Origin of the sequence: Rhizobium sp. Leaf262, assembly GCF_001422245.1 — a bacterium.
In the GTDB taxonomy this organism is placed as follows: domain Bacteria; phylum Pseudomonadota; class Alphaproteobacteria; order Rhizobiales; family Rhizobiaceae; genus Agrobacterium.
Genome location: NZ_LMMM01000019.1, coordinates 112,902 through 127,043, shown reverse-complemented (window position 1 = coordinate 127,043; position 14,142 = coordinate 112,902). Strand labels below are relative to the sequence as shown.

Below are 14,142 nucleotides of genomic sequence, written 5' to 3'. Positions count from 1 at the left end.
CCTCAAAGCTGAGAGATGACCGACGGATCGCCTTCCGGGTTCTGCTGCGCTGCCGCACGTTCGATGATGGCCGGAACGACATTCTCGATCTGGTCTATCACCAGCGGGTTCAGCAGGTGGGCGCGGTGGATGAAGCCCTGGTCGCGCATGTGGCGGATCAGTTCCAGCATCGGGTCCCAGAAACCGTTGATATTGGCGAACACCATCGGCTTGGCGTGACGGCCAAGCTGCGCCCATGTCATGATCTCGACGATCTCTTCCAAAGTGCCAATGCCGCCGGGCAAAGTCACGAAAGCGTCAGACCGTTCGAACATCATGTGCTTGCGCTCGTGCATGTCCTTGGTAATAATCAGTTCGTTCAATTGACCGAGGGAATGGCGGGTCGCTTCCATGTCGACCAGAAAGTCCGGTATGATGCCGGTCACCTCTCCGCCATTGGACAAAACGCCGCTTGCGACGGCACCCATGATGCCTTTGGTGCCCCCGCCATAAACGAGGCGAATGCCGTGTTCGGCAATGGATTTTCCAAGCGCACGGCCTGCTTCCATGTAGGCTGGATCGCGTCCGGGCTGGGAGCCGCAATAGACGCAGATGGATCGAATCGGTGTATTTTCTTCAGTCATGGGACGAAGGAACTATGGGGCAGCCGATCCGTCAAGAAAATTTGGGGACTGATTGCCCGGAAATACCGGTTTTGCAGGCCTCCCGCTTGTGCGCACACGACTTAGACGCTAGCTATCGCAACTCAAGGACAGGAAAGTTACCCGGAGATTGATGATGAACAACAAAAGGGCCGGACTGCTGGCGCTTATCGTGCTTGGCGTCGCGACGCTGCTCATGGTCTTCTTCGTTCTCCCACGCATGTCGACCGACGACAAGCCGATTGGCGATGCCATCAATCAGGCCGGAAACGACGTCAAGAACAGCGTGGAGATGGGTGGCGAAAAAGCGGGCGACCTGCTGTCGGACGCTGCCAAGGAGACGGAAAACGTCGCCGACAAGGTTGGACGCCTGGCGGAATCGGCAAACCAGTCCATCAAGGACATGACAGGACGCTTCGCCGACAACAAGGTGCCCTCCAACGAAGAATTCGCGGCTGCGCGCCAGCGGGTGGAAAACTCGTTGAGGGAACTGAACAATATCGAGATACCCGAAGCACTCGACGAGACGACCTCGCGCCTGATCACGACGGCGCGTGCAGCGGCGGAACGGACCATCGCCTTCCTGCGTGAGCTGCCATCGGATGCAGCAGCGGCAGCGGCTCAGGTGCGTCGCCTCCCCGGCGTGTTCGCAGGCACCGACGATGGTGCGCCTTTTCCCGCTCAACCTGCAAACCCGCAGACGCCTGCTCCTGCAACGGCCCCGGCTCCCACCACAGGCGACGCGGCAATACTGCCGACCTTCGACGTTCTGCGCGTCGAGCCGGATGGTTCGGCCGTTATCGCTGGCAAGGCTGCGCCCGGCTCCAACCTGGAAATCGTCAACAACGGTCAGGTCATCGCAAAGACGACCGTCGAAGGCAGCGGTGATTTTGCCGCCGTTCTCGATAATCCGCTTGCACCTGGCGATCACGAAATCATCCTTCGCGCCACAGGCAAGGACGGCAAGGCGGCGCAATCCAAGGAAACCGCGACTGTCTCCGTGCCGTCGCAGAAAAATGGTGAGCTTCTGGCCATGGTGACGACACCGGGCAAGGCAAGCCGCGTGATGACCATGCCGGAGGCGCCACCGTCAGATCTGCAGGCGCAGGCGACAGCGCCGGCAACCACGCCTCAAAACAACGCGAACCCTTCGCCTGCCACTGCCGCTCCTGCCGCCAGCGCGCCACAGAGCCAGGCGGAAGCCGCAACGATCCGCGTCGTTGCCGTGGAGTTCGAGGGCACGAAAATTTTCGTTGCAGGCTCGGCTCCGGCCAACACCATGGTTCGCGTTCTGGTGGACGACAAGGCCATCGGCAGCATCAAGTCGGAAGCATCGGGCAGCTTCGTCGTTGAAGGCGATGTCGACCTGTCTGTCGGCGATCACGTCGTGACCGCTGAAGCACTGGACGCTGCGGGCAATGTCACCGTTCGTGTGCGCGTACCTTTTGCGCGCCCCCAGATGGATCAGGCCACCGTTGCCATGCAGCAGACGCCTGCTCAACCATCTGCGCCGACCTCCTCCGCTCAGACCCAAGACACGGCCAACGGCACACAGGCACCCGCCGCTGTCAGCGATCGCGCGGCGTTCGAGTCCCTCCGCGTCGACGTCACGAAGGCATTTGCCATTCTTTCCGGCCTTTACAAGGACGGCAAGACGCCCGCCTCGGATGAGGTTGCGGCGGCGAAATCGGCCACGGCAATCGCGCTTCGGTCGCTGGCGGAATTCCGCACGGCCGCAACAGCCGATGCAGCCTTTACCGCATTCGTCACCGATATTTCGGCAAAGGCGCGCACCCTGCTGTCGGTCATCGACGGTCTGCCCAACGATGTTGCCGCGATTGGCAAACAGATTGCCGGATTGACCGATCGCTTCGCGGAACTCAACGCTCCCCTGCCCGCCACGGCGGAACCTGCCGAGGCCGCGCCGCAGGCTGCAACCGGCCCCAAGACCTTCGAACAGGCACCTCTTGCACAGAGCGAAGGCGCGGTCATCATTCGTCGCGGCGATACGCTGTGGCAGATTTCCCGCCGCGTTTACGGTCAGGGTGTGCGCTACACCACCATCTATCTCGCCAATCAGGACCAGATCAAGAATCCAGACCTGATCGAACCCGGCCAGATTTTCGGCGTTCCCGAAAACGCCCTGCCGAATGCGGAAGAACTGCATCGCAAGCGCCTGCTGAACCGGTAATCCCGGCGGCAAAAGGCATTGCAATGATGTTGCATCAGCCTTATCTCATCATCACACGGCGGCTCGATGAGGGCCGCCGTCTTGCTGTCTGCAGTCCGGCAGACCACCGGAGCAGAGCATGAGCGACAAGCAAAAGACGATTTCCGCGGATGCAGGCAATCCGCTGCAAACCATCATCAACCTGTGGCCCTACATGTGGCCGAAAGGCAGGCCGGACCTCAAGATGCGCGTGGTCTGGGCGACTTTCTTTCTCATCGTCGCAAAATTCGTGCTCATTTCCGTTCCCTATTTTTTCAAGTGGGCGACGGATGCGCTGAATGGCAAGCTGGACATGGCCGGGATCGTTCCCGTGTTCCTTCTGGGTGCCGTCGTGCTGGTCGTCGCCTATAATCTGACGCGTCTCATTCAGATCGGGCTCAATCAGCTGCGCGACGCGCTGTTTGCCAGCGTGGGCCAGCACGCCGTTCGCCAGCTGGCCTACAAGACCTTCGTGCATATGCATCGGCTGTCGCTGCGCTTCCATCTGGAGCGCAAGACGGGCGGCCTCTCCCGCGTCATCGAGCGCGGCACGAAGGGTATCGAAACCATCGTGCGCTTCACCATCCTCAACACGGCACCGACCTTCATCGAGTTTCTGCTGACGGCTGTCATTTTCTGGCTGTCCTACGGCTTCTGGTATGTGGCGGTTACCGTCGTTACCGTTTGGGCCTATATCTGGTTTACCGTCAAAGCCAGCAACTGGCGCATCGGCATCCGCCGCTCGATGAACGACAGCGACACCGACGCCAACACCAAGGCGATCGACTCTCTGCTCAACTTCGAGACGGTCAAGTATTTCGGTAACGAGCAGATGGAAGCGACGCGCTTCGATGCGTCCATGGCGCGCTACGAGAAATCGGCGACGGCCATCTGGACCTCGCTGGGTTGGCTCAACTTCGGCCAGGGCGTCATCTTCGGCATCGGTTCGACCATCATGATGGTCATGTCGGCGCTTGCGGTTCAACGCGGCGAACAGACGATCGGCGATTTCGTCTTCATCAATGCTCTGCTGCTGCAGCTTTCCGTACCGCTCAACTTCATCGGCTTCGTCTATCGCGAAATCCGGCAGGGCCTGACGGACATCGAGGAGATGTTCGACCTTCTGGAGGTCGAAGCGGAAGTCGTGGACTCGCCCGATGCCAAAGAGCTTCAGGTCGGCCCCGGCGCACTCTGTTTTCGCGATGTGCATTTTGCCTATGATAAGGAACGCCCTATCCTCAAAGGCATTTCCTTCGATGTGCCGGCGGGCAAGACCGTCGCCATCGTCGGACCGTCAGGTGCGGGCAAATCCACCCTGTCGCGTCTGCTCTATCGCTTCTACGACATTCAGAGCGGTGCCATTACCATCGACGGGCAGGATATTCGCGAGGTCACGCAAAAGAGCCTGCGTTCGCGGATCGGCATGGTGCCGCAGGATACTGTGCTGTTCAACGACACGCTGGCCTACAATATTCGTTATGGTCGGCCGGACGCCACAGAAGACGACGTCATGGCTGCTGCCAATGCCGCCCAGATCAGCGGTTTCATCAGCAAGCTGCCACATGGTTACCTGACCATGGTCGGCGAACGCGGCTTGAAATTGTCCGGCGGCGAAAAACAGCGTGTCGCCATTGCACGTACCATCCTGAAAGCACCGCCGATCCTCATTCTCGACGAGGCGACATCGGCACTCGATACGCATACGGAACAGGAAATTCAGAGCGCGCTGGACGTTGTTTCGCGCAACCGCACCACGCTCGTCATCGCTCACCGGCTTTCCACCGTCATCGGCGCGGATGAGATCATCGTGCTGAAAGACGGCACCATTGCAGAACGCGGCACCCATGCGTCGCTGATCGCCTCCGGTGGCCTCTACGCGTCCATGTGGAGCCGCCAGCGGGAAGCTATCCAGGCGGAAGAACGGCTACGGGAAGTGCGCGAAAAAGACGATCTGGGCGTGGTCGACCGCGGCGAACCCGCGCATTGACAGGTATAACCCTGCGCTTGCAGCGGGAACGCATTGCCCGTCGCGCGGTTTGCCTGTAGTCACCTATGCGTGTTTTGTCGCAACAGGGCGTGAATATCGTCGCTGGATGACTATATGTCGGTCACTCACGCAACGCATCGCGGTTGTGATATGAGAGGCCGGAACAAAGCCTTGGCGGCGGGCGCTGATGTAAGATCGCGCCGATGCCCCGGGGCAGGCTGATTTGGATAAATTCGGAGAAGAAAGATCAATGAACCTGTTCGACACCATTCGCAACACCATCGTGCCGATCCATAAGGAAGGTTATGTTTTCGTTGCCGCCTTCTTCATCGCATCGCTGGTGCTTGGCTGGATAGCCGAACCGCTCTTCTGGGTCGGTCTCGTGTTGACGGCCTGGTGTGCCTATTTCTTCCGTGACCCGGAACGCGTCACCCCGCAGGATGACGATCTGATCATCAGCCCGGCCGATGGCAAGGTTTCGGCTGTGATGACCGTGGTTCCGCCGCTGGAACTGGAACTCGGCAAGGAGCCGATGGTTCGCATCTCGGTGTTCATGAACGTGTTCAACTGCCACGTAAACCGTGCGCCTGTTCGTGGCCGCATCATCAACGTCGCCTACCGCCCTGGCCTCTTCCTCAACGCCGAGGTCGACAAGGCATCGGAAGACAATGAGCGCAACGGTCTCGTCATCGAAACCGCACACGGCAAGGTCGGCGTCGTGCAGATTGCCGGCATGGTTGCCCGCCGCATCGTCTGCTGGGTCAAGCCGAACGAGCCGGTCGATGCCGGTGAGCGCTTCGGTCTGATCCGCTTCGGTTCGCGCCTCGACATCTTCCTGCCGGAAGGTTTCCAGCCACGCGTATCGGTCGGCCAGACTGCCATTGCCGGTGAAACCGTTCTTGCGGAATTCGGGTCTGCCAAGGGTCCGGTCATCAGCCGTCGCGGTTGATCACACGATAGGAAGCAGCACCATGGACACGCCAACGCCTTCGCAGAGCAATAACGACAAGCCCGAGATGATCAATGACAGCGGTCGCGGACCGCGCCTGCGGGAAATCCCGTTGCGGCTCGTCATCCCCAATCTCGTCACTGTGCTTGCCATTTGCGCAGGCCTCAGCGGTGTCAGGCTTGCCTTCGAAGGCCGCTTCGAACTCGCCGTCGCCATGGTTCTGCTGGCCGCCTTTCTCGATGGTGTCGACGGTCGCCTGGCACGCATGATGAAAGCGACATCGAAATTCGGTGCGCAGATGGATTCGCTGGCCGATATCGTCAATTTTGGCGTCGCGCCTGCCCTCGTGGTCTATGCCTACCTTCTCGATCAAGCCCGATCCTTCGGCTGGATTGCCGCTCTCATCTACGTCATTGCCGCGGGCCTTCGCCTCGCCCGCTTCAACGTCATGATCGAGCGCGAGGTCAAGGCGCCTTGGCAGAACGAATTCTTCGTCGGCGTGCCAGCGCCCATGGGCGCCATGCTGGTGCTGCTGCCCGTCTATCTCGGCTTCCTGGGCGTGGAGCCCAGCAAAACCTTCGCCTATATCGCCGCCGCCTATACGGTGCTGATCGGCTACTTCCTGATCAGCCGCCTGCCGGTCTGGTCCGGCAAATCGGAAAGCCGCATTCGCCGCGATCTGGTCATGCCAGCCATTCTCATCGTCGTTGTCTATGTCGCGCTGTTGATGAGCTTCACCTGGGAAGTGCTGGTCCTGACGGTTCTGGCCTATCTGGTTTTCCTGCCCTTCAGCGCCCGCATCTGGCACAAGCGTTATGGCACGCTGACCATCGATGAAGATGCCCATGGCGACCATCACGATGGAATGGGCATGGACCGCGGCATTTGAGCGGCAGCAACCCCCGGCTTCAATGTGGCAGGGGCAAGGCGCAGGCCGTACACGAAATGTCGCAGACTGCAATTTTCAATTGATTAAAATTGCCTCGAATTCGTCACGATTCCTGTCGAGAGAGATCATCAAGAACACCATCGAATCGATGGCTTCAAGGGGAACTCCGGAGACAGACATGAGCGACACGACCAAGATCGAAACACCGGCAAAACCGGACTTGAACAGCCACTACAGACCGCTTGGTCTGAAGGCCGTAGCGGCAGCAGCGATGATGCTGACACCAAAGCCGAAGACAGCCAAGACGGCCTGACTTTTCAGCCCATGTTTTCTTCGTTATCCCGCCATTTGCAGCGGGATAACGCATCGGAAGCCGTTGCTTCCGTCAAAACAAAGACATCTGTCCATCGTCCTTCGCAACAGGCTTTGAAGCCGGAGCAAGGGTCTCGGCGACCGGCTCCAGAATATCCGCACCGGTATTGGCGACCTTGTTGACCTTGTCGGACACCGGAATCATCTCGAAAAAATCCTCGTCAGCCGCCTTCATCAAATCCTTGACCGCACGCGGTTCCTGCGTTTTGCAGTCCAGCCAACGGCTGAAATCTTCGGGTGCGATCACCACAGGCATACGGTCGTGAATCCGTCCTATAGAACGGTTGGCGGAGGTGGTGAGGATCGCACCTGTATCGACTTCGGATCCGTCCGCGGAAGACCACGTTTCCATCAGACCCGCGAAAGCGACGATACCGCCGCGTTTCGGCTTGATGTGGAAAGCCTGCGCCTTACCGCCCTCTTCCTTGGTCGGTCTGCGCCATTCGTAAAATCCGGTGGCGGGAATGAGAACGCGGCGATGGCGCATGGCTGCGCGGAACGAAGCCTTGCCGATTGCGGTCTCGGATCGCGCATTGATCAGAAGCGGAAACTCCTTCGGGTTCTTCACCCATCCCGGCAGAAAACCCCAGCGCACCAGCATGGCCTGTCGGTTGGGCAGATTGCTGCCCGGTTCTTGCCGTTCACCCTCGACGATGACGAGAATAGGCTGCGTCGGCGCGATGTTGAGGCGGGCTGGAAAATCCTCAAGGCCGATAATGCCGAAATGATCTGCCACCTCTTCCGGCGTCGTATTCAGGTTGAACCGTCCACACATGGCTGTCCCTTACGCTCTTGGGGCAAACAGGATGATGGATGCACCGGCGAGGCAGATCGCACCGCCCGCCACATCCCATCGATCCGGTACCTGCCCTTCCACGCTCCAGAGCCAGACGAGGGACGCCGCGATATAAATACCGCCATAGGCCGCATAGGCGCGCCCCGCCGCATCGGTCGGAACCAGTGTCAGAAGCCAGGCGAACACGGCCAGCGATGCCACGCCCGGCAACAGCCATGCCATGGACTTACCCATGCGCAACCAGGCCCAGAAGGCGAAGCACCCGGCAATTTCAGCCAAAGCGGCGGCGGCGTAGATGAGGTAGAGTTTCATATGCGGTCTTGGCCTTGCCATTCAGGTGGTGTTTTCGATTCCTTTGGCGCATCATAGCGCAAGCAGACCGATGTTGAATGCCGCGCATCCCGAAGAGTGCCTCTTATTGGAAATCGTGTCATGACCCTCAAACTCCACCTCCATCCGCTCTCCTCATTCTGCCACAAGGTGCTGATTGCGCTTTATGAAAATGAAACGCCTTTTGAACCTGTTATCGTCAACTTCTCGGATACCGATTCAAGGCGGGCGTTTCTTGATCTCTGGCCCATGGGGAAAATTCCGGTCCTGCAGGACGATGCGAACGGCGTAACGCTTCCCGAAACAAGCATCATCATCGAGTATGTGCATCGGCACTATCCTGGTAGCGCGAAGCTATTGCCGGAAGGCGCAGAGCACGCGTTGCAGACGCGGCTCTGGGACCGCTTCTTCGATCTCTATATCCATATGCCCATGCAACGAATCGTGGCGGAACGTCTGCGTCCGCAGGATCATCTCGATCCGCACGGTGTGGCCGAAGCCTATGCGACATTGGACAGGGCCTACTCCATTCTCGAAAAGCAGATGTCGCAGAGACTTTGGTCGAGTGGCGACCATTTCTCCCTGTCGGATTGCGCTGCTTCTCCTGCCCTGTTCTATGCATCGATCCTGCATCCATTCGGCCCAGACATGCCCAACACGGCGGCCTATTTCGAACGTTTGATGGAACGACCCTCCATCGCGCGCACGATTGCCGAAGCGCGCCCTTATTTCCAGTATTTTCCCTTCAAGGAGAGGATGCCGCCACGTTTCCTGCAAGGTTGACGCCATAATGGAGGGCATGAACCTTAAAAGGACGATGCATGCCCCTTCCCCAACCGGCCTCCTCCGCTATCCTGCGACGCGGCGAGCGTTTGCTCCTCGTTCGTCGGATCAACCCACCGTCGCAGGATATGTATGCGTTTCCGGGTGGGCGGGGCGAGCCGGGAGAAACGCCAGGCGAGACAGCTTTGCGTGAACTGACGGAAGAAACCGGCATCGTTGGACGCCATCCACAGCTTTTCACCACCTACGATCTGAAAAGCCATGATGTGGATGGACACCTGACCAGCCACTTCTTCCTGTCCGTCTTTACGGTTGAGGCCGATGACAGCACGATTGCGGCGGCAGCGGATGATGCCGCCGATGCCGGATGGTACACGCTGGAGGAAATCCGGGCTCTCCCGGTGCCGGAAAGCGTGCTGGAATGCGCACAACATGTCCTGGGCCAGTTGCAATGCTGAGGAGAATCGCGGCTACTGAGAGGACGTTGTTGAAACGACATGTCGGGTAATGCGTAAACTGATGAAACGACGAATTTGCCTTTCGCTGCTTCTTGGCCTTGGTCTGATGATGCCTTTCGCGTCGCAGACCGTTGCGCAGCCGTCTGTGCTGTCGCCATCTGCACCAGCGCAGCAGAGCAAGCCCGCACCCTATGACAATCAGATGGCCCGGCTCTCGGAAATTCTGGGCGCCGTGCAATATCTGCGCACTCTCTGCCCCGCCACCGGGTCGGAGGAATGGCGCAAATCCATGAGCGATCTCTTGGCTGCTGATACAGCCAGCGAGCCGCAGCGCAAGCAGCGCATGACGGCGGCATTCAACCGCGGGTATCGCACATTCGCTGCCGTTCACACGGCATGCACACCGGCTGCCATTGCAGCGGAAGAGAAATACCGTATCGAAGGGGCAACACTGGCACAAGAAATTGCGTCGAGGTTCGGAAATTAGAGGTTTATTAACCTCTTTTGACCGCAGGCCGTGCCGTTTTGATAAAAGACTGTTAGAGTTGTTAACAGGGTGGTAACGAGTTGCCTGCCTGTCGAGGATGAAAGATGCAAACAAGCCGTAACGAAATCCAGGACATGATCGTGCATGAAAAGATGCAGGTCGCTCTGGAACATCAGAACGAAGCATGGGCAGATGGTATGGCCGATGGCATCGAGCCAGAGATCATCGCCGACGCTGCCATTGCTCTGGCTATGCGCGAAACCATCCGTATGCACGGTGAAGCAGGCGCAGAAGCGATGCTGGAATCGTTGCGTCAACGAATGCTCGAGGGTGAGTTTTCCCCGCATCGCATAATTCAATAAGCCGGAGTTCAGTCATGTCTTGCTCTCGCAAGGGGCTTTTGCGGTCTTCCGCCGCGTTTTCATTGATGATTTCGCTGACGCTTGCCGCTGTCAGCATTCCTCAGGGTGCGTTCGCGCTTTCCGAACTCAAGCCCGCACCGGGCGCTGCCAGTGATCAGAGTGAAAAGCCTGCCGAGAAGCCGCAGCCCGTCGAGCCGGATTCCGTCGAAGGCGATTCGGACGGCATGCCCATGCCGGAACCTCTCGTGAACCGCCAGTCCGGCCAACAGGCTCAGCCGGAACAGAGCGAAGCGCCGCAGATTTCCGCCCAGATCGAACATGATATCAGCAAGGCTCCCGAGCCGGTGCGTCGCCTGCGGCAACTCATCATCGATGCGGCCTCGACCGGCAACATCGAAAAGCTGCGCCCGTTGGTCAATCCCGGCCCCAATCAGGCCCGTGTGGATGGCGATGGCAGCGACGACCCGATCGCCGCCCTGAAAAGCTTTTCTGGCGATCCCGATGGCCTTGAGGTTCTCGCCATCATCATCGATCTGCTGTCGACGGGTTATGCCCATATCGACGCAGGCACGCCCGATGAAATGTATGTCTTTCCGTATTTCGCCGGGAAATCCCTGACGACGCTGACCCCGCCCGAGAAGGTGGAGTTGCTGCGTATCATCACGGCAGGCGATCTGGCCGATATGCAGGAATATGGCAATTACAGCTTTTATCGCATCGGCATCTCGCCGGACGGCCAGTGGAAGTTCTTCACGGCGGGCGACTAATGTCACCGTGGTGACTGAGGTCACCACGCTTGCCGTAGCGGATCAAAAACCCTAACTGTTCGAGATAAACCAACCGAACGGTAACGCCCATGCCTTCCGCCTATCTTCCCGACCGCGCCTTCATCCGTGTTTCCGGTACCGGAGCCACGGATTTCCTTCAGAATCTGATCACGCCCGATCTGGACGCGCTTCCGGATGGTGAGGCCCGTGCAGGCGCCCTGCTCACACCGCAAGGCAAGATCATGTTCGAATTCCTGATCTGGCGGAAGCAGGAGGCGTACGTCATCGAGACGGGTGCTGACCAGCAGGACGCATTTCTTCGCCGATTGACAATGTACAAGCTGCGCGCACCCGTCGATCTGGCCGCGGACGAGACCAAAGGCGTCAGCGTTTTCTGGGACGAAAGCGCGCCGCCACAGGCCGTGAGAGACAGCCGCTTTGCCAAGGCTGGCGTCGATCTTTTTCGATTGCCTGGCCCGTCCTCCAGCGGAGATGCTCGTGCCTATGAGGCTCTTCGTATTGCCCATGGCATTGTCGTGGCCGGCACTGACTACGCCCTTAACGACGCCTTCCCGCATGATGTGTTGATGGATGTCAATGATGGCGTCTCTTTCAAAAAGGGCTGTTTCGTCGGTCAGGAAGTCGTCTCGAGAATGAAACATCGCGGCACAGCCCGCCGGCGCGTCGTCATCGTCCACGCAAAGGGTGACCTGCCGGCGACAGGCACCGAAATCATGGCAGGCGGCAAGACGATCGGCGCGCTCGGCACGGTGCTCGGTGCCGATGGCCTTGCGATCATCCGTACGGATCGTGCGGCGGAGGCGATGGCGTCAGGCGCGGATATGACGGCGGCGGGCGTGGCTGTGACCGTGTCCCTTCCTGCCTGGACCGGCATCAGCTTTCCCACGGTCGACCCGACAGCGGCAGCGGACGACTGATCGTGCCCGCGCCAAAGACACCCCGCGCATGGCAACGCATGCTCTCCGGCAGGCGGCTTGACCTGCTGGACCCTTCGCCCCTCGACGTCGAACTGTCGGATATTGCCCATGGCCTCGCACGGGTAGCGCGCTGGAACGGCCAGACACGTGGCGACCATGCCTTTTCCGTTGCCCAGCATAGCCTCATTGTCGAGAACGTCTTCTGCCGCATGAATGCGGCCGCGTCACCAGATGACATGCTGCTCGCCCTGCTGCACGATGCGCCGGAATATGTCATCGGTGACATGATTTCCCCGTTCAAATCCGTGGTGGGTGGCGGCTACAAGCTGGTTGAGAAGCGGCTTGAGGCGGCGGTCCATCTGCGTTTCGGTCTGCCGCCCCACGCCAATCGCGACCTGAAAGACCGGATCAAGAAAGCCGATACGGTTGCCGCCTATTTCGAAGCAACCGAACTTGCCGGGTTTTCGATGGCGGAAGCGAAGAAGTTTTTCGGCCTGCCACGCGGCATCACGAAAGACATGATCGACATCGAACCTGCACCGGCGCTCGAAGCGCAAAGCCGCTTCATGGAGCGTTTCGATGCCATAGAAGCACGTCGGAAGACTGGACCATGAGTGCCATCGTCGTTTCACCGCTATCCCGCATCGCCGAGATGGCCGTGCGCCACAAATCCCGCGAGATGATCACGCTCATCGCCAAGGAGCAGGCGTTCCATCGCCCGGCGGTGATTTCGGCCGACCGACATCTGACCTTGCAGATGAACGACATAACGTTCAAGGGCACGGACAAGCTGATCGCACCCGACGAGGCCCATGTTCAGCAGGTGATCGATTTTGCCCGCGGCTGGGACCAGTCGGCACCGCTTCTGGTTCACTGCTGGATGGGTGTTTCCCGTTCCCCTGCTGCCGCTATCATCGCCGTTCTTGCCGTACAGCCACAGCAGGATGACGCAACCCTCGCCGCGCGACTGCGTGCCGTATCACCCTATTCCACACCCAATTCCCGTATCATCGAGATAGGCGATCGCCTGCTGGGGCGCGGTGGAGCACTGATTGCCGCCATCAAGACCATCGGACGCGGTGCTGATACCGATGGCAACGTGCCTTTCGTTCTGCCGCTTAGCGACACCCTTTGAAGTCCCTTTTTTAGTTTGGCGTGCTGCGTCACCATCTCCTTTCAAATTCTTGCGGGAATATGGTTATACGACGCGATAAGAAGGAAATCCTTGCGGCGACAGATTCGCCTTGAGGCATTTTCGATGGAGCAAAACGGGTGACCCTTCGTTTCAACTCCGCATGTCAACGAAAAGAGGTTGTGATCCATGGAGCAGCAGACCACCGATATCATCGTCGCGTCACAGGCGGCACTCCGTCAGGCAAGTGCGCTGATGGTGCAATATTCCTTCTCGATCGTGGGCGCGCTCGTTCTGCTCATTATTGGCTGGATCGCCGCTACCTTGCTCCAACGCTGGTCATTCGAAGGTCTGTCGCGCATTCGCGGTTTCGATGAAACGCTTGCCCGCTTCTTCTCGGGTGTCGTCCGCTACGTCGTCCTCATCCTCGTACTCGTCATGGTGCTGGGCCAGTTCGGTGTGCAGACTGCATCCATTCTCGCCGCCCTCGGCGCCGCGGGTCTTGCTGTGGGTCTGGCCTTGCAAGGCACGCTGCAAAACATCGCCGCTGGCATCATGCTGCTGGTTCTTCGGCCCTTCCGCGTCGGCGAATATATCGAAACCAGTGCCGTCAGCGGCACGATCGTTGAAATCGGACTGTTCGCCACCGAGCTCAAGACCAGCGATGGCCTTTATCGCCTTGCGCCGAACTCGACGCTCTGGAACGTGCCGATCACCAATTACAGCCGTTTTCCCTCGCGCAGGCACGAGCTCAGCATCACCGTTCCCAAGGGTGAAAGCACAGCTGCGGCGCAGGAATTACTGACCGATCTTGCCCGCTCAGACAGCCGCGTGCTTCTCGATCCAGCGCCCACGACCTTCGTCGATTCCGTCAGCAACGACAGTGCCACGGTCACCTTGCGTTACTGGGCGCGCAGCGAAAACTGGTTTGCCACCACACGCGACATGACGAAAGCGCTGAAGGCTGCCTTCGACGATCGTGAAGCGCGCATCGCCAGCGAGAATGCGCAAACCGCATGATGCCAACCCCTGCACGGCCTGC

17 protein-coding genes are annotated in these 14,142 nt (G+C 59.2%); 14 read left to right on the top strand and 3 right to left on the bottom strand.

The features are described from left to right. Positions 1–2: 2 nt before the first annotated feature. Positions 3–623, bottom strand: a complete 621-nt coding sequence (locus ASF29_RS20580; protein ID WP_062452534.1) for a TIGR00730 family Rossman fold protein — start codon at positions 621–623, stop codon at positions 3–5. Positions 624–777: 154 nt separating this feature from the next. Here ASF29_RS20580 and ASF29_RS20575 point away from each other — a divergent pair, with 154 nt between their 5' ends. The 5 genes from ASF29_RS20575 to ASF29_RS25065 all read left to right on the top strand — a co-directional run bounded on the left by ASF29_RS20575 (position 778) and on the right by ASF29_RS25065 (position 6,988). Continuing rightward, positions 778–2,832 carry a LysM peptidoglycan-binding domain-containing protein gene (locus ASF29_RS20575; RefSeq protein WP_062452533.1) on the top strand — a complete coding sequence of 685 codons (2,055 nt, stop codon included), beginning with the start codon at positions 778–780 and terminating at the stop codon, positions 2,830–2,832. A 118-nt stretch (positions 2,833–2,950) separates the two neighbouring features. Then, the gene (locus ASF29_RS20570; RefSeq protein WP_062452532.1) at positions 2,951–4,837 is read left to right on the top strand and encodes an ABC transporter ATP-binding protein/permease; all 1,887 of its coding nucleotides are present in this window, start codon (positions 2,951–2,953) and stop codon (positions 4,835–4,837) included. A 250-nt stretch (positions 4,838–5,087) separates the two neighbouring features. After that, positions 5,088–5,786 (top strand): phosphatidylserine decarboxylase, encoded by a 699-nt coding sequence (locus ASF29_RS20565; protein ID WP_062452531.1) that lies wholly within the window; start codon positions 5,088–5,090, stop codon positions 5,784–5,786. Between the two features lie 22 nt (positions 5,787–5,808). Next, positions 5,809–6,675: a phosphatidylcholine/phosphatidylserine synthase gene (locus ASF29_RS20560; RefSeq protein WP_062452530.1), complete on the top strand. Its 867-nt coding sequence runs from the start codon at positions 5,809–5,811 to the stop codon at positions 6,673–6,675. 178 nt (positions 6,676–6,853) lie between these two features. Next, the gene (locus ASF29_RS25065; RefSeq protein WP_280136433.1) at positions 6,854–6,988 is read left to right on the top strand and encodes a hypothetical protein; all 135 of its coding nucleotides are present in this window, start codon (positions 6,854–6,856) and stop codon (positions 6,986–6,988) included. Between the two features lie 72 nt (positions 6,989–7,060). Here the strand turns inward: ASF29_RS25065 and ASF29_RS20555 are convergent, their stop codons facing one another. Both ASF29_RS20555 and ASF29_RS20550 read right to left on the bottom strand, forming a co-directional pair. Beyond that, positions 7,061–7,822, bottom strand: a complete 762-nt coding sequence (locus ASF29_RS20555) for an SOS response-associated peptidase (RefSeq protein ID WP_062452529.1) — start codon at positions 7,820–7,822, stop codon at positions 7,061–7,063. Positions 7,823–7,831: 9 nt separating this feature from the next. Further along, a complete protein-coding gene (locus ASF29_RS20550; RefSeq protein ID WP_062452528.1) occupies positions 7,832–8,155 on the bottom strand; it encodes a YnfA family protein in 324 nt (107 codons plus the stop codon). Between the two features lie 120 nt (positions 8,156–8,275). Here ASF29_RS20550 and ASF29_RS20545 point away from each other — a divergent pair, with 120 nt between their 5' ends. From ASF29_RS20545 to ASF29_RS20505, 9 genes are all read left to right on the top strand, one after another. After that, positions 8,276–8,956: a glutathione S-transferase family protein gene (locus tag ASF29_RS20545; RefSeq protein WP_062452527.1), complete on the top strand. Its 681-nt coding sequence runs from the start codon at positions 8,276–8,278 to the stop codon at positions 8,954–8,956. 38 nt (positions 8,957–8,994) lie between these two features. Next, complete coding sequence (locus ASF29_RS20540; protein ID WP_062452526.1) at positions 8,995–9,414, top strand: NUDIX domain-containing protein; 420 nt, start codon at positions 8,995–8,997, stop codon at positions 9,412–9,414. A 58-nt stretch (positions 9,415–9,472) separates the two neighbouring features. Next, positions 9,473–9,901, top strand: a complete 429-nt coding sequence (locus tag ASF29_RS20535; protein ID WP_062452639.1) for a TIGR02301 family protein — start codon at positions 9,473–9,475, stop codon at positions 9,899–9,901. Between the two features lie 104 nt (positions 9,902–10,005). Further along, positions 10,006–10,263, top strand: a complete 258-nt coding sequence (locus ASF29_RS20530; RefSeq protein WP_062452525.1) for a hypothetical protein — start codon at positions 10,006–10,008, stop codon at positions 10,261–10,263. Between the two features lie 14 nt (positions 10,264–10,277). Then, the gene (locus tag ASF29_RS20525; RefSeq protein WP_062452524.1) at positions 10,278–11,030 is read left to right on the top strand and encodes a hypothetical protein; all 753 of its coding nucleotides are present in this window, start codon (positions 10,278–10,280) and stop codon (positions 11,028–11,030) included. Between the two features lie 89 nt (positions 11,031–11,119). Next, complete coding sequence (locus ASF29_RS20520) at positions 11,120–11,968, top strand: folate-binding protein YgfZ (RefSeq protein WP_062452523.1); 849 nt, start codon at positions 11,120–11,122, stop codon at positions 11,966–11,968. A gap of 38 nt (positions 11,969–12,006) precedes the next feature. Next, a complete protein-coding gene (locus ASF29_RS20515) occupies positions 12,007–12,582 on the top strand; it encodes an HD family hydrolase (RefSeq protein ID WP_082453644.1) in 576 nt (191 codons plus the stop codon). Further along, positions 12,579–13,103, top strand: coding sequence for a tyrosine phosphatase family protein (locus tag ASF29_RS20510; RefSeq protein WP_062452521.1), 525 nt, complete (start codon positions 12,579–12,581; stop codon positions 13,101–13,103). The genes ASF29_RS20515 and ASF29_RS20510 overlap by 4 nt, the downstream gene beginning before the upstream one ends. A gap of 186 nt (positions 13,104–13,289) precedes the next feature. Continuing rightward, positions 13,290–14,120, top strand: coding sequence for a mechanosensitive ion channel domain-containing protein (locus ASF29_RS20505; protein WP_062452520.1), 831 nt, complete (start codon positions 13,290–13,292; stop codon positions 14,118–14,120). Positions 14,121–14,142: the final 22 nt, after the last annotated feature.

Bases quoted from the DNA above. Each gene is read 5' to 3' on its own strand.
- ASF29_RS20580 (WP_062452534.1), bottom strand. From the start codon at position 623: ATGACTGAAGAAAATACACCGATTCGATCCATCTGCGTCTATTGCGGC.
- ASF29_RS20510 (WP_062452521.1), top strand. From the start codon at position 12,579: ATGAGTGCCATCGTCGTTTCACCGCTATCCCGCATCGCCGAGATGGCC.
- ASF29_RS20525 (WP_062452524.1), top strand. From the start codon at position 10,278: ATGTCTTGCTCTCGCAAGGGGCTTTTGCGGTCTTCCGCCGCGTTTTCA.
- ASF29_RS20555 (WP_062452529.1), bottom strand. From the start codon at position 7,822: ATGTGTGGACGGTTCAACCTGAATACGACGCCGGAAGAGGTGGCAGAT.
- ASF29_RS20545 (WP_062452527.1), top strand. From the start codon at position 8,276: ATGACCCTCAAACTCCACCTCCATCCGCTCTCCTCATTCTGCCACAAG.
- ASF29_RS20550 (WP_062452528.1), bottom strand. From the start codon at position 8,155: ATGAAACTCTACCTCATCTACGCCGCCGCCGCTTTGGCTGAAATTGCC.
- ASF29_RS20570 (WP_062452532.1), top strand. From the start codon at position 2,951: ATGAGCGACAAGCAAAAGACGATTTCCGCGGATGCAGGCAATCCGCTG.
- ASF29_RS20515 (WP_082453644.1), top strand. From the start codon at position 12,007: ATGCTCTCCGGCAGGCGGCTTGACCTGCTGGACCCTTCGCCCCTCGAC.
- ASF29_RS20540 (WP_062452526.1), top strand. From the start codon at position 8,995: ATGCCCCTTCCCCAACCGGCCTCCTCCGCTATCCTGCGACGCGGCGAG.
- ASF29_RS20565 (WP_062452531.1), top strand. From the start codon at position 5,088: ATGAACCTGTTCGACACCATTCGCAACACCATCGTGCCGATCCATAAG.
- ASF29_RS20530 (WP_062452525.1), top strand. From the start codon at position 10,006: ATGCAAACAAGCCGTAACGAAATCCAGGACATGATCGTGCATGAAAAG.
- ASF29_RS20560 (WP_062452530.1), top strand. From the start codon at position 5,809: ATGGACACGCCAACGCCTTCGCAGAGCAATAACGACAAGCCCGAGATG.
- ASF29_RS20575 (WP_062452533.1), top strand. From the start codon at position 778: ATGAACAACAAAAGGGCCGGACTGCTGGCGCTTATCGTGCTTGGCGTC.
- ASF29_RS25065 (WP_280136433.1), top strand. From the start codon at position 6,854: ATGAGCGACACGACCAAGATCGAAACACCGGCAAAACCGGACTTGAAC.
- ASF29_RS20520 (WP_062452523.1), top strand. From the start codon at position 11,120: ATGCCTTCCGCCTATCTTCCCGACCGCGCCTTCATCCGTGTTTCCGGT.
- ASF29_RS20505 (WP_062452520.1), top strand. From the start codon at position 13,290: ATGGAGCAGCAGACCACCGATATCATCGTCGCGTCACAGGCGGCACTC.